Annotated in this window: 12 protein-coding genes; 4 read left to right on the top strand and 8 right to left on the bottom strand. The window is 37.6% G+C overall.

The window, feature by feature from the left end; all coding sequences use genetic code 11:
• The first annotated feature begins 600 nt into the window (after positions 1-600).
• The 3 genes from focA (at position 601) to pflA (ending at position 4,642) form a co-directional block, all read left to right on the top strand.
• Complete coding sequence (gene focA, locus DK866_RS10095) at positions 601-1,455, top strand: formate transporter FocA (RefSeq protein WP_109408791.1); 855 nt, start codon at positions 601-603, stop codon at positions 1,453-1,455.
• A 54-nt stretch (positions 1,456-1,509) separates the two neighbouring features.
• Entirely contained in the window at positions 1,510-3,792 is a 2,283-nt protein-coding gene (gene pflB, locus DK866_RS10090; RefSeq protein WP_109408790.1) for a formate C-acetyltransferase, read from the top strand.
• A 109-nt stretch (positions 3,793-3,901) separates the two neighbouring features.
• Complete coding sequence (gene pflA / locus DK866_RS10085; protein WP_036938126.1) at positions 3,902-4,642, top strand: pyruvate formate lyase 1-activating protein; 741 nt, start codon at positions 3,902-3,904, stop codon at positions 4,640-4,642.
• Positions 4,643-4,723: 81 nt separating this feature from the next.
• On the opposite strand, the gene DK866_RS20265 is transcribed toward pflA, so the two are convergent.
• Positions 4,724-4,855: a hypothetical protein gene (locus tag DK866_RS20265; RefSeq protein WP_273802186.1), complete on the bottom strand. Its 132-nt coding sequence runs from the start codon at positions 4,853-4,855 to the stop codon at positions 4,724-4,726.
• Between the two features lie 332 nt (positions 4,856-5,187).
• On the opposite strand from DK866_RS20265, the gene DK866_RS10080 reads away from it, so the two are divergent.
• Positions 5,188-6,075 (top strand): BPSS1780 family membrane protein, encoded by an 888-nt coding sequence (locus tag DK866_RS10080; protein WP_109408789.1) that lies wholly within the window; start codon positions 5,188-5,190, stop codon positions 6,073-6,075.
• 83 nt (positions 6,076-6,158) lie between these two features.
• Here the strand turns inward: DK866_RS10080 and allD are convergent, their stop codons facing one another.
• The 7 genes from allD to lolA all read right to left on the bottom strand — a co-directional run bounded on the left by allD (position 6,159) and on the right by lolA (position 13,699).
• Positions 6,159-7,208: an ureidoglycolate dehydrogenase gene (allD, locus tag DK866_RS10075; RefSeq protein WP_109408788.1), complete on the bottom strand. Its 1,050-nt coding sequence runs from the start codon at positions 7,206-7,208 to the stop codon at positions 6,159-6,161.
• A gap of 263 nt (positions 7,209-7,471) precedes the next feature.
• Positions 7,472-8,296, bottom strand: a complete 825-nt coding sequence (locus tag DK866_RS10070; protein WP_109408787.1) for a MetQ/NlpA family ABC transporter substrate-binding protein — start codon at positions 8,294-8,296, stop codon at positions 7,472-7,474.
• Between the two features lie 50 nt (positions 8,297-8,346).
• Positions 8,347-9,033 carry a methionine ABC transporter permease gene (locus tag DK866_RS10065; protein ID WP_109408786.1) on the bottom strand — a complete coding sequence of 229 codons (687 nt, stop codon included), beginning with the start codon at positions 9,031-9,033 and terminating at the stop codon, positions 8,347-8,349.
• Position 9,034: 1 nt separating this feature from the next.
• On the bottom strand, positions 9,035-10,021 hold the full coding sequence (locus DK866_RS10060) for an ATP-binding cassette domain-containing protein (protein WP_109408904.1): 987 nt from the start codon (positions 10,019-10,021) through the stop codon (positions 9,035-9,037).
• Positions 10,022-10,325: 304 nt separating this feature from the next.
• Positions 10,326-11,615 carry a serine--tRNA ligase gene (gene serS, locus DK866_RS10055; protein ID WP_072069685.1) on the bottom strand — a complete coding sequence of 430 codons (1,290 nt, stop codon included), beginning with the start codon at positions 11,613-11,615 and terminating at the stop codon, positions 10,326-10,328.
• Between the two features lie 118 nt (positions 11,616-11,733).
• Positions 11,734-13,083: a replication-associated recombination protein A gene (locus tag DK866_RS10050; protein WP_109408903.1), complete on the bottom strand. Its 1,350-nt coding sequence runs from the start codon at positions 13,081-13,083 to the stop codon at positions 11,734-11,736.
• A 7-nt stretch (positions 13,084-13,090) separates the two neighbouring features.
• Positions 13,091-13,699 (bottom strand): outer membrane lipoprotein chaperone LolA, encoded by a 609-nt coding sequence (gene lolA / locus DK866_RS10045; RefSeq protein WP_109408785.1) that lies wholly within the window; start codon positions 13,697-13,699, stop codon positions 13,091-13,093.
• Positions 13,700-13,771: the final 72 nt, after the last annotated feature.

Below are 13,771 nucleotides of genomic sequence, written 5' to 3'. Positions count from 1 at the left end.
AAACACTCTATTGAAAAGTAGAGTGTTTTATTTTGCTAAAAATAATTTTTTGACAATTTTGTCAACTTGACAAATATGCCATCCGACAAAATTGTCAAAATATGGCAAAATTGACGATTTAAGATATTTAATACGACACTGTAAACATATATTGAACTTTTGCACTAAGAATATAGCTTAAATACAGTTTAAATTGCTATTTGTTTAACCAGATCTCAAAAATTTAAAAACCTTATTTTTATAATGGTTATATGTCTGGAGTAATCAATCATGATTAACCACAAATAAAGTAATGTTTATATTTATGGCAAAAGTAAATAAGGCGTTAAATTTGATTTTTAATTCTTAACATACGAGGTCTAAATAATACTTTATCTTTACTTTTTACTTTATTTATCCAGCTAGTCTAAAATTTTTTGATAATTTTTAAAAAATTTTTTTATTTTATAAATCAAATAGTTATAGCCAAAATAGCGGGTTTTTACGCACTAAAATCGGGTTTCTAATAAGCGACCATGATCCATATCAATTTTAGAAGTAAGCCCCTTTGCTACTATTATTGCGTGCTATAATTATTCCAACATATAAGAGAGTGTTAGTATGAAAGCTGACAGCCCTTTTAATTTATTATCACCTGCTGATATGGCAAAAGTTGCCGATGATGCATGTTGTTATAAAGCAAATAAACATATTCCAACGACTTACTTATCTGCATTTACTGCGGGAATGTTTATATCAATTGCTTTTGTTTTTTATATTACTGCTACTACAGGCACCGCATCTGTTCCATTTGGGCTGGCTAAATTAGTTGGCGGGATCTGCTTCTCTCTGGGGTTAATGCTCGTCGTCGTTTGTGGCGCGGACTTATTCACCTCAACTGTTCTGACTATTATTCCTAAAGCGACTGGACGTATATCTTGGGGCAAAATGTTTGCTAACTGGATAAATGTCTATCTTGGTAACTTCATTGGCGCACTCTTTTTTGTTGCCTTAATGTGGTTTGCTGGCCAACATATGGCTGCAAATGGGCTTTGGGGGCTAAACGTTTTACAAACTGCACAACATAAAGTTGAACACACTTTTATCGAAGCAGTTTGTTTAGGCATTCTAGCTAACTTAATGGTTTGTCTTGCAGTATGGATGAGCTATGCAGGTCGTACACTTATTGATAAGCTTTTTGCACTGATTTTACCTATAGGTATGTTCGTTGCTAGCGGTTTTGAGCACAGTATCGCTAACATGTTTCTTATTCCTTTAGGTATTGTTATTAAGAATTTTGCACCCGCAGAATTCTGGACTAAAGTAGGTGCATCACCCGAACAATTTTCAAATTTAACGGTATCAAATTTTCTCTCTGATAATTTATTGCCTGTCACTATCGGTAACATTATTGGCGGGGCAGTCCTAGTCGGTCTGGTATACTGGTTAATGCATCTGCGCGGTGACAAACATTAATCCGTGCAGGTATGACTGATTTCTTAAGTTCCATTGTAAAAAGGTAGAAGTATCATGTCTGATTTAAATGAAAAATTTGCTGAAGCATGGAAAGGTTTTTCTGAAGGTGAATGGCAGAACGGTGTTAACGTTCGTGATTTTATCCAAAAAAACTATACTCCATATGAAGGCGACGAATCTTTCCTAGCAGGTTCCACTAAAGCAACTGATACACTTTGGGAACAAGTTATGGAAGGCATCAAAATCGAAAACCGCACACATGCGCCGGTTGATTTTGATACTTCTGTTGCTTCAACTATCACATCACACGATGCGGGTTACATCACTAAAGATTTAGAACAAATCGTAGGTTTACAGACTGATGCACCTCTGAAACGTGCGATCATCCCATTCGGTGGTATCCGTATGGTTGAAAGTTCTTGCCACGCTTACAACCGTGAGCTGGACCCAGAACTGAAAAAAATCTTTACTGATTATCGTAAAACTCACAACCAAGGCGTTTTCGATGTTTATACTCCAGACATCATGAAATGCCGTAAATCTGGTATCTTAACAGGTTTACCAGATGCTTATGGTCGTGGCCGTATCATCGGTGACTACCGTCGTGTTGCACTGTACGGTATCGACTTCCTGCGTAAAGATAAATTCGCTCAATTCACTTCTTTACAAGAAAGAATGGAAAAAGGCGAAGATCTGGAAATGACCATCCAACTGCGTGAAGAAATCGCAGAGCAGCATGCTGCTTTAGGTCAAATCCAAGAAATGGCTGCAAAATACGGCTACGATATTTCTCGCCCAGCTCAAAACGCAAAAGAAGCAGTACAATGGACTTACTTCGGTTACTTAGCCGCTGTTAAATCTCAAAACGGTGCTGCAATGTCATTTGGTCGTGTATCTACATTCTTAGATATCTACATCCAACGTGATATTGAAGCTGGTTTACTGACAGAAGAACAAGCTCAGGAATTAATTGACCACTTAGTCATGAAATTACGTATGGTTCGTTTCTTACGTACTCCTGAATATGATGAACTGTTCTCTGGTGACCCAATCTGGGCAACAGAATCTTTAGCGGGTATGGGTTTAGATGGCCGTACTCTGGTAACTAAGAATACTTTCCGTTTCTTAAATACCCTGTACACAATGGGTCCATCTCCAGAACCAAACATGACCATCCTGTGGTCAGAACAACTGCCTATCAACTTCAAAAAATACGCAGCAAAAGTCTCAATTGATACTTCTTCAATCCAGTACGAAAATGATGACTTAATGCGTCCTGACTTTGACAGCGATGACTATGCAATCGCATGTTGTGTTAGCCCAATGGTTGTTGGTAAACAAATGCAGTTCTTCGGTGCTCGTGCAAACTTAGCGAAAACCTTACTGTATACCATCAATGGTGGTGTTGACGAAAAACTGAAAATCCAAGTAGGTCCAAAACATGCGCCAATCATGGATGAAGTCTTAGACTTTGATACTGTGATGAACCAAATGGATCACTTTATGGATTGGTTAGCAACTCAGTACGTCACTGCGCTGAACGTTATCCACTACATGCACGATAAATACAGCTATGAAGCAGCTCTGATGGCACTTCATGACCGTGATGTATATCGTACAATGGCATGTGGTATCGCAGGTCTGTCTGTTGCAGCTGACTCACTGTCTGCAATCAAATATGCAAAAGTTTCTCCAATCCGTGATGAAAACGGCTTAGCGATTGACTTCAAAATTGATGGCGAATACCCACAATTTGGTAACAACGATTCTCGTGTAGATGACATCGCTTGTGACTTAGTTGAACGTTTCATGAAGAAAATTCAGAAACTGCGTACATACCGTAATGCGGTACCTACACAGTCTATCCTGACTATCACTTCAAACGTTGTTTACGGTAAGAAAACAGGTAACACTCCAGACGGTCGTCGTGCAGGCGCGCCATTCGGACCAGGTGCTAACCCAATGCACGGTCGTGACCAAAAAGGTGCTGTTGCTTCACTGACTTCAGTTGCTAAACTGCCATTTGCTTATGCAAAAGACGGTATTTCTTACACCTTCTCAATCGTACCTAATGCATTAGGTAAAGATGATGATGTTCGTAAAGCGAACCTTGCAGGTCTGATGGATGGTTATTTCCACCACGAAGCCGGCATTGAAGGTGGTCAGCATCTGAACGTTAACGTGATGAACCGTGAAATGCTGTTAGAAGCAATGGAAGATCCTGAGAAATATCCTCAGTTAACTATCCGTGTTTCTGGTTATGCAGTTCGCTTTAACTCACTGACTAAAGAGCAACAGCAAGACGTTATCACCCGTACATTTACACAAACAATGTAATAAAGATAACTATATGCATTTATTTACTGAGAAAGTAGATAAAATCGCTTAGAATAAAGGCCCCTACTTTGGGGCCTTTTTATCTAGACAGTTTTGGAGTAACCCTGTTATGTCCGTACTTGGTCGTATCCACTCATTTGAATCCTGCGGTACTGTTGACGGTCCCGGAATACGTTTCATTGTTTTCTTTCAAGGATGCTTAATGAGATGCCTCTATTGTCACAATCGTGACACTTGGGATACTCATGGTGGGCAAATCGTCACAGTTGATGAATTAATGAAAGAGGCGGTTACCTATCGTCATTTTATGAATGCTTCTGGTGGCGGTGTTACTGCTTCTGGTGGCGAAGCGATTTTGCAAGCAGAATTTGTGCGCGATTGGTTCCGCGCATGTCAAAAAGAAAATATCCATACTTGCTTAGATACTAACGGCTTTGTTCGTCGTTATGATCCCGTTATTGATGAATTAATGGATGCTACTGACTTGGTGATGCTCGACCTAAAACAAGTCAATGATGAAATTCACCAAAAATTAGTGGGCGTATCAAACCAACGTACACTTGAATTTGCCCGTTATTTAGCCAAACGAGGCCAAAAAACATGGGTTCGTTATGTGGTTGTTCCGGGTTGGTCTGACGATGATGATTCTGCTCATCGTTTAGGCGAATTTATTAAAGATATGAAAAACATCGAAAAAGTAGAGCTACTACCTTACCACGAACTCGGCAAACATAAATGGGTAGCTTTAGGCGAAGAATATAAACTAGATGGTATTCATCCACCGTCAAAAGAGACGATGGAAAATGTTAAATCCATTCTTGAGTCTTACGGCCATAAAGTAATGTATTAAATTCTTCTACTTAGAATTAATTTAAGAAGCAGCGTTTTTAAGCGCTGCTTTTTTGTTTTACTAAAATTAACAAAATTTATATCAATCACCTTTTTTATGATCATGATCTTTAAGATCAGGGTGCTTCTTCTTATTTTCAGGTGTTACTCTTTGTCGTTTATCTGTTTCACCTGTCGTTTTTGCAATAGGTTTAGGGCCTGTTTTAATCCCCATGACATACTCCTTATTTAATTTACGTATATTTTAATATAAGAAATATGGTATGAACTTAAGGTGAGCAATGTAACACTTCATCATAATTAAACTTTAATTTCTTTATATACTTATAAATAAACTAGTCCTTTATCAAAAAGATAATTAATTATCTTTATTCTGCTTTTATCAAACTCACATTGAATATTTTTATAGGCTAAATGAAGTTAACCTCATAATAAGATTATCCTTAACCTATATTAGCTTTAATACAGTTGATTAATAACAAAACAAAAAGATATTATAGAGGGCTTATATTTATAAACAAAGACATTGGGATTCAGGTACAAGAAATGGAACAAGACAACAATTCATCGCTAACAGAGCCACAAGAAGTATTTACGCCCATTCCTCAAGCGCGAGGCGCCTCAGGTGGTGTTCGCTGGCTAGGACTCGGATGGGATTTAATAAAAGAACGTTTTTGGATGTGGATAGGCGTTATTATTATCTACTTTATCGTTAGTCTTATTATATCAACCATTCTTGGATTCATTCCGCTATTGGGTCCAATCATTTCACCTTTTGTTACTACTGTATTAGCCGCAGGTGTCGTGGCAATTGCTCATCAACAATATGAGACTCAACGTATTGATGTTGATACTTTATTCTTTGGCTTTTATAACAAACGTTACCTTAGCTTGATGGGCGCATATGGTATTAGTTTCCTAATTTTACTTGTAGGTTTTATTCTTGCATTTATCGTCAGCAGTGCCGCTATGATGGATATTTTTTATGCTATCAATAGCGATTATCCTGAAGAAATCATTGCTGAAATGATGATGGATAACTCGTCTGGATTTATATTATTTTTTGTTATTATCGCTATTTTTGGTGCGTTAAGTACTGCAGCCTATTGGTTTGTTCCTGCGCTTGTATTAGTCAATGGTTATAAAGCATTCCCTGCTGTTAAAGCGAGCCTCGCAGCAGTAAAAATAAACTTATCTGGTGGGTTCTTCTTCTTTATTTTACTGTTCTTTATTATTGCTATTAGTGTTATTCCATTTGGTTTAGGTTTACTGATTACTATTCCTCTTTCTTACACTGCGATGTATGGCTCTTATCGTGACGTTTTTTATCACCATAATGTAGGTAGCCGAGGAAATAACGGTGGCATCAATGGAAATGGTACAATTTCTCTAAATAAAACCGCTGAATCCAATATTGGAAAATTAGTAAGCTAATATTAGCGTTAACAGCCTAAATAAAACAGCAGTAGACTGAAGCAATCTCATCTACTGCTTTTTATTAGCTAAAATAAATCTTACTAGCCTGCAAACGGATTTTTATTATCGTAAGATTTATTGTAAAGTACGTCAGAGATCAAATAGTTATAAATTTCATCAACAACTTCAATGCCTTCTTTTTCGCTTCTTTGTTCTTCTATTTGACTATTCTCACCAGGATAGAGAACTTTATCTACATTAGGGGCCGGCTTAATCGCATTTAATTCCCCCATAACTTGTGAGATATGCTCTCTAAATAATGTCGCATCAGTAAAGAATGCAGGATTAATTACAATATGTAATTGGCCTAACTCTCGTCCTTGCGTTAAATCGTGATACATCGAGCTGACATGTTTACCAAAAGGAAGCCCAAGCAAAATACCTGATAACACATCGACCATCATCATCAAACCATAACCTTTAGGGCCAGCAATGGGCAATAAGCCTTTTACCGCAAAAGGATCTGTCGTAGGTTTTCCGCTTTCATCTACCGCCCAAGTATCAGGGATATCGACATGACGTGAACGCGCATCAAGTACCTTGCCCCATGCCTGTACTGTTGTCGCCATATCGAATGTAATATGTTTATCACCTACGCCTGGGGCAGAAAACGCAATAGGGTTTGTGCCGTAATACACTTCTGAGCCACCAAAAGGAACAACCATAGGATCAGATTGGCAAAGTGAGATACCTATCATTCCTGCTTGTGATGCCTGCTCGACAAAATAAGAAAGTGCGCCACTGTGACCAATTCGTCTTACACCAACGACTGCGACGCCCTTCTCCTGTGCCATTTTAATTGCGCGTTCCATTGCATCTTTCGCGGCAACATGGCCTGTGCCATTATCGCCATCAAATACAGCGCTACAAGGCCCCGTTTCAGTATAAGTAAAATTAGGTGTAGTATTGGTACCACCTTTGCTAATGCGCTCTGCATAATACTCTACACGCACAGCACCATGAGAATGAATGCCTTTACCATCAGCATGGACTAAGACATCAGCCACCGTATCTGCATGGGTTTCATTTAGCCCAGCATGATGTAATTTATTTTTAATTAATTGATGTAACTGCGGTTTAGAAACTATCATAGAATATGCTCTTTTGTAGGGTTCTATTTAAATAGAAACGTCATAAAATAATTGAGGTAAATTCGAGCGATAGGTCTAATTTAACAGCATAAATAGGATCTGCCGTGATCGGTTTAACCAATGAAGGATTGCGTTATATTTTTGTTAAATAGTCATTTCTTTATTAAAAACCTTTTTATAATAGCTCTTGTTATAAACAAAAAAGTGGAACAATTTCTTGCTCCACTGACTATTTGATCACAAATTCTTTGCCACAGATAATATTATGGAACCGGAACAGCTTCGCCCTTAAACGTTTCTAGAATAAATTGTTTGGTTTCTGGAGCTCGTAATTGCGTCATTAATTTAGCAATACGTGGGTCATTTTTATCTTCTTCTCTAATCACAACCACATTGGCAAACTTACTGTTTGCAGCAGGCTCGGTATAAATGACTTCTTTGGTTAAATCTAGCCCCGCATTAATAGCAAAGTGTCCATCAATAGAAGCAACATCCGCTTCACCATTTTTATAAATTTGTGGTAATAATGGACCATCATAAGTAAATAGGAATTTTATATTACGAGGATTTTCTACAATATCATCAATTGTAGAATCATCAGGATCGATGCCTTCACGTAATTTAATTATCCCTTCGTCTTGGAATAGTTTTAATATATGTCCATGCTGTGCCAGATTATTACTACTTATCATTTTTGCACCATTCGGTAGATCTTGTAAGCTTTTATATTTCTGTGAGAAAAAACGATAAGGGTGCATATGTACTGCACCTGCTGATACTAATTTCCAGTCAGGGTGATCAGCAAGTGTTTTATTTAAATAAGGCACATGTTGAAAGAAGTTTGCATCTAATTCTTTTTCCGCTAATGCCTGATTAGGAATAATATAGTCATTAAAGACTCGAATATCTAACTCTAATCCTTCTTTTGCTAATTGTGGTTTAATAAATTCTAGAATTTCTGCGTGAGGTGTACTTGATGCACCTATAATTAATTTATTTTCTGACTTTTCATCAGTTGGCTTACATGCAGATAAAGCTAAGCTGACAAGTAGCAGTGACCCCAGTTTTTTAAATACTGTTAATTTCATTGTTATAACCTTATTTTTAAATTTGATTTTTAATTAAGTTTATTCTTTGATTAGCGTTTATCTATATTTCTTACAACACTATCTCCCAATAGCTGAATACATAATACAATCAATAAAATAACAAATGTAGCTACCCAAACCACATCAAGATGACTGCGCTGAAATCCTTCTAAATAAGCTAAATTACCTAACCCACCTGCACCTATTGCGCCGGCAACAGCTGTTCCACCCACTAAAGAAATCAGCGTTACCGTTAGACCAGAAACAAGCGCTGGCGAGGATTCAGGCAATAACACTTTAAATATTAATGTAGGTAAATTAGCTCCCATTGAAAGGCTTGCTTCTATGACACCTTTATCAACTTCACGTAGTGCTAATTCAACCAATCTTGCGTAAAATGCGGCAGCTGAAATCACTAATGCAGGAAGTGCTGCATTAACACCTAATATAGTTCCCACAATTAATTTAGTAAAAGGAAACAATAATATAATTAAAATAATAAAAGGAACTGCCCTAAAAATGTTTACAATAAATGAAAGTGCTCTATAAATAGAAATCTGCTCTTTATAACCTTCTTTTGCTGTTAAAAATAATGTGACACCAATTAATATTCCTAATAAGCAAGATAATAGACCCGAAACTAATGTCATATATAAAGTATTTAATGTTTCTTCTCCTAAGACATTGAGCTTTAAATGAGGAAAGTAACTATTAATTAAAATTTGTATTTCATTCATATCACACAACCGCTATATTAAAATCATTGCTCTCAAGGTATTGTATAATTTCATTAGATTTATTATTTAATTGTAAATAAATAAACCCATTTTCTTGTGAGAAATTTCCTTTTATCAAATTAATAGGTTCATTAAATTTAGAAATCAAATCATAAAGAAAATAATCATATTTTTTACCTTCTTGTAATAATAATCTTATTACTGTGCTTTGTTGTTTTATATTATCAATATCATCATTATTATCTATTACCTGTGTTGATTGAGATAAAAATTGTTGCGTCACTTTATGTTTGGGCTGGTTAAATATTTTTAGCACTTCACCCTGTTCTATTATTCTTCCTTGTTCAATAACTGCAACTTTGTTGCATATTGCTTTTACAACCTGCATTTCATGTGTGATCAACACTATCGTAATATTCATTTTTTTATTAATTTCAGCAAGCAATGCTAAAATTGTTTGTGTTGTTTTTGGATCTAATGCAGATGTTGCTTCATCACATAATAAAACATCAGGATTGTTTGCTAGCGCTCTAGCAATACCCACACGTTGCTTTTGTCCACCACTTAATGTTGATGGATATTCATCTGCTTTATCAGCAAGCCCAACCAACGTCATAAGTTCACTCGCTCGCTGAGAACGTTGTTTTTTATCTAAGCCCGAAATTTCGAGTGGAAATTCAATATTTTCTCTAACTGTGCGTGACCACAATAAATTAAAGTGTTGAAAAATCATGCCAATCGAGTGACGAATTTTACGGATCTCACGCTCACTACTGGTAGTAATATTATATTTACCTACAATCACCTCACCTTTGCTAACAGGCTCTAAGCGATTTAATAGTCGGATCAAGCTACTTTTCCCAGCACCGCTATAACCAATGATGCCAAAGATATCTCCCTGCTCAATATTCAAATTAATATCATCAACAGCAACAGTTTGCTTTTTCCCTCGCTGATAAATTTTGCTGACATTTTTTAGTGTTATCATTTTAATCAACTCACTCATTAAATGGAAATCTAGACGGCTAAACATCTAGAAATCCAAATTAATGTTAATGAGAGGAATTGTCAAGCAGGGAATGAAAATGAAATAAACAAAAATGGCATACCTTAGAATTAAATTATTTCTATTGGTTTTATTATTGAATTTTTACTTTGTGATTATCTTACAATCTAGATTTAACTGTCACCATAAAATAAATTAATAGTGATAAATATTTGTTATAGATAATAAAAAACCCCCTGCCTAAGCAGAGGGTTAAATTATTAATACTCAATTAATTAGAGAATAATTAACCGATATATTCTAAACCGTTCATATAAGGACGTAACACTTCTGGAATTTCAATACGGCCATCAGCCATTTGATAGTTTTCCATGATTGCGACTAAAGTACGACCTACTGCTAAACCAGAACCATTTAATGTATGAACCAGTTGAGTCTTTTTGTCACCTTTAGAGCGGAAACGTGCTTGCATACGACGAGCTTGGAAATCCCACATATTTGAGCATGAAGATATTTCACGGTATGTGTTTTGAGCAGGAACCCAAACTTCTAAGTCGTAAGTTTTGCGTGAACCAAAACCGATATCACCAGTGCAAAGCACAACTTTACGATATGGCAGATTCAGTAATTGCAACACTTTTTCAGCATGGCCTGTTAGCTCTTCTAATGCTTCCATTGATTTTTCAGGATGAGCAATTTGAACCAGCTCAACTTTATCAAATTGGTGCATACGAATAAGACCACGAGTATCACGACCATAAGAGCCTGCTTCTGAACGGAAACATGGTGTATGAGCCGTCATTTTCAATGGTAAATCGTCTTCTTCGAGAATAACATCTCTTACCATGTTAGTAACAGGGACTTCTGCTGTTGGAATAAGTGCATATTGGCTTTCTGCTTCTTCTTCTAACGGTTTAGTGTGGAATAAGTCTTCACTAAATTTAGGTAACTGACCAGTACCGTACAGAGTTGCGTGGTTAACCAAGTAAGGAACATACATTTCTTGGTAACCGTGCTCTTCGGTATGCAGATTCAGCATAAATTGTGTGATAGCACGATGTAAACGTGCAATTTGACCTTTCATCACAACAAAACGTGAACCCGTAATTTTCACCGCAGAAGCGAAATCTAAACCATCAGTCAGCTCACCTAAAGTCACATGATCTTTTAATTCAAAATCATAAGTCTTTGGTGTGCCCCAACGAGAAACCTCTACGTTTTCGCTATCATCTTTACCATTTGGCACAGCATCATCTGGCATATTCGGGATAGTTAAAACGTAATCACGGATTTCCGCTTGAAGAACTTCAAGTTCTGCTTTTGCAGCTTCAAGTTTTTCACCTAACAGGTTAACTTCCTGACGAAGTGGCTCAATATCTTCACCACGCGCTTTTGCCGCACCGATGGACTTCGATCGAGAATTACGTTCTGCTTGCAGGGATTCGGTTTCAACCTGTAACACCTTACGGCGTTCTTCTTGTTGACGGATTTTTTCCACATCGAGGGTGAACCCCCTGCGAGCCAGTTTTTCGGCGACCGCGTCTAGCTCATTACGCAGTAGATTTGGATCGAGCATGCTTATCCTGTGCTTATTGATAGATTAATAAAAACCTTCTCTCCTATCTTATAAAAAAGATATCTGAGACAAGGCATAGTTAAGAAATTAATGATAATTTAATAACCTTACCGCATCTTTACATTTTGCGATAGCGTTTTGTAGCACTATTTTGATCTTGTTGAGAAAGCCAGTCTAATTTCTCTGCAACCTTGATCTCTAACCCTCTTTTTACTGGGTAATAGTACTGCGTATTGGCCATTTCTTTAGGAAAATAAACCTCTCCTGCCGCATACGCATTAGGCTCATCATGCGCATAACGATACTCAGCACCAAGCCCCATTTCTTTCATCAGTTTTGTTGGCGCATTACGCAAATGTTCAGGCACATCATAATCAGGTTTACTTTTGGCATCTGCAATGGCTGCTTTAAATGCGGTATAAACTGCATTACTTTTGGGAGCACAAGACAAATACACAATGGCTTGCGCAATCGCGCGCTCACCTTCAGCAGGCCCTACACGCGTAAAACAATCCCATGCAGCAATAGCGACTTGCATTGCACGAGGATCAGCATTACCTACATCTTCTGATGCGATTGCCAATAAACGGCGAGCAACATAAAGTGGATCACCACCTGCTGTTATGATCCTTGCGTACCAATAAAGTGCTGCATCGGGTGCAGATCCTCTTACTGATTTATGCAATGCAGAGATAAGATCGTAAAAGCGATCGCCTTTATTATCGAAACGCGCACTACGCTCACCACTGATTTCAGTGAGTAACGCAGGTGTCAACATGCGTTTTCCTTGGCTATCTACTTCGGCAATATCAGCCATCATTTCAAGCAAATTTAACGAACGACGTGCATCACCATTAACCAATTGTGCAATCATTTTACGAGTGTCATTAGGTAAAATGATATTGCGCCCACCTAAGCCACGTTCAGGATCATCTAGTGCTTGTTGTAGCACTAGTTCAATATCTGCTTCGGTTAATGAACGTAATAGATAAACCCTTGCTCTGGATAGCAACGCAGAATTTAATTCAAAAGAGGGATTTTCAGTCGTTGCGCCGATAAAAGTGATCGTGCCATCTTCAATATGAGGTAAAAAAGCATCTTGCTGACTTTTATTAAAACGATGAACTTCATCAACAAATAGTATTGTTCTACGCCCAGCATTACGATTTTGGCGCGCAATTTCAATAGACTCTCTGATTTCTTTAATACCCGATGTTACCGCAGATAAACGTTCTATATCAGCTTGTGCATAGCGACCAATAATCTCAGCAAGGGTTGTTTTCCCTGTGCCTGGTGGCCCCCATAAAATCATGGAGTGCAATTGCCCCGCCTTAATAGCACGAGGTAATGGTTTACCTTCGGCAAGTAAGTGCGTTTGCCCGATATATTGCTCCAATGTTTCAGGCCGCATTCTTGCAGCCAGAGGTTGGAACTCATTGCGTGAAAAATCGAGTGATAAATTACTCAAAATATCCTCACTGACGTTGGTCATCCACAGTCACACCCGCAGGAGGTGTAAAGCGAAATGCGGATGCATCAATTGGCGCAGCTGTTTGAGCAGTTAGTTGATAATTACTCACCTGGCCATCTTGTTCTGTGGCAGCAAATTGCTGGATTTGCCCATTAGGTAACACGGTGATCGTAAAATGTTTTAAGTTATTTTCTACTTTTGGCGTTAGCTCAAAACGATCACCCGTTTGTTTAACTTCATAATTTTGCCATTCTTTACTGTCGTTACGCGCGATCAACATAAACGGAGTATTGGTTGTAGCACTTTCAAGCCAGCTAGCAGTAACTTGCTCCACAAAAGGATTATAAAACCATAATGTTTTACCATCAGAAATCAGTGTGCTCTCATCAGGTGCGGTCATTTGCCAATTAAACAAATCAGGGCGTTGTACTTTTAAATTTCCTTCCCCTTTTTGAATAAGGGCACCTTCATTGCTAGTGACAGTTTGGCTGAAGTTAGCTTGAAAACTATTTACTTTATTTAATCGTTGTTGCAGATCTTGACGCGCATCAGCCCAAGCGGCTTGGCTACTTATTAATGTCATCGCACACACTGCAAATAATACTTTTTTCATTCTACAAGCCTCGGCATGAGATTACGCCGACATAATGTCGGCGTATAAATTTTAATGATATTGTGCAGGTTA

Origin of the sequence: Proteus genomosp. 4 str. ATCC 51469, assembly GCF_003144375.1 — a bacterium.
In the GTDB taxonomy this organism is placed as follows: domain Bacteria; phylum Pseudomonadota; class Gammaproteobacteria; order Enterobacterales; family Enterobacteriaceae; genus Proteus.
Note: the sequence above shows the minus strand (reverse complement) of the source record. Positions and strands in the feature narration are given on the sequence as shown.

What these genes read in the sequence shown, in the direction of transcription:
- DK866_RS10080 (WP_109408789.1), top strand. Translation starts at nt 5,188, where the DNA reads ATGGAACAAGACAACAATTCATCGCTAACAGAGCCACAAGAAGTATTT.
- focA (WP_109408791.1), top strand. Translation starts at nt 601, where the DNA reads ATGAAAGCTGACAGCCCTTTTAATTTATTATCACCTGCTGATATGGCA.
- DK866_RS20265 (WP_273802186.1), bottom strand. Translation starts at nt 4,855, where the DNA reads ATGGGGATTAAAACAGGCCCTAAACCTATTGCAAAAACGACAGGTGAA.
- pflA (WP_036938126.1), top strand. Translation starts at nt 3,902, where the DNA reads ATGTCCGTACTTGGTCGTATCCACTCATTTGAATCCTGCGGTACTGTT.
- DK866_RS10065 (WP_109408786.1), bottom strand. Translation starts at nt 9,033, where the DNA reads ATGAATGAAATACAAATTTTAATTAATAGTTACTTTCCTCATTTAAAG.
- lolA (WP_109408785.1), bottom strand. Translation starts at nt 13,699, where the DNA reads ATGAAAAAAGTATTATTTGCAGTGTGTGCGATGACATTAATAAGTAGC.
- pflB (WP_109408790.1), top strand. Translation starts at nt 1,510, where the DNA reads ATGTCTGATTTAAATGAAAAATTTGCTGAAGCATGGAAAGGTTTTTCT.
- allD (WP_109408788.1), bottom strand. Translation starts at nt 7,208, where the DNA reads ATGATAGTTTCTAAACCGCAGTTACATCAATTAATTAAAAATAAATTA.
- DK866_RS10070 (WP_109408787.1), bottom strand. Translation starts at nt 8,296, where the DNA reads ATGAAATTAACAGTATTTAAAAAACTGGGGTCACTGCTACTTGTCAGC.
- serS (WP_072069685.1), bottom strand. Translation starts at nt 11,615, where the DNA reads ATGCTCGATCCAAATCTACTGCGTAATGAGCTAGACGCGGTCGCCGAA.
- DK866_RS10060 (WP_109408904.1), bottom strand. Translation starts at nt 10,021, where the DNA reads ATGATAACACTAAAAAATGTCAGCAAAATTTATCAGCGAGGGAAAAAG.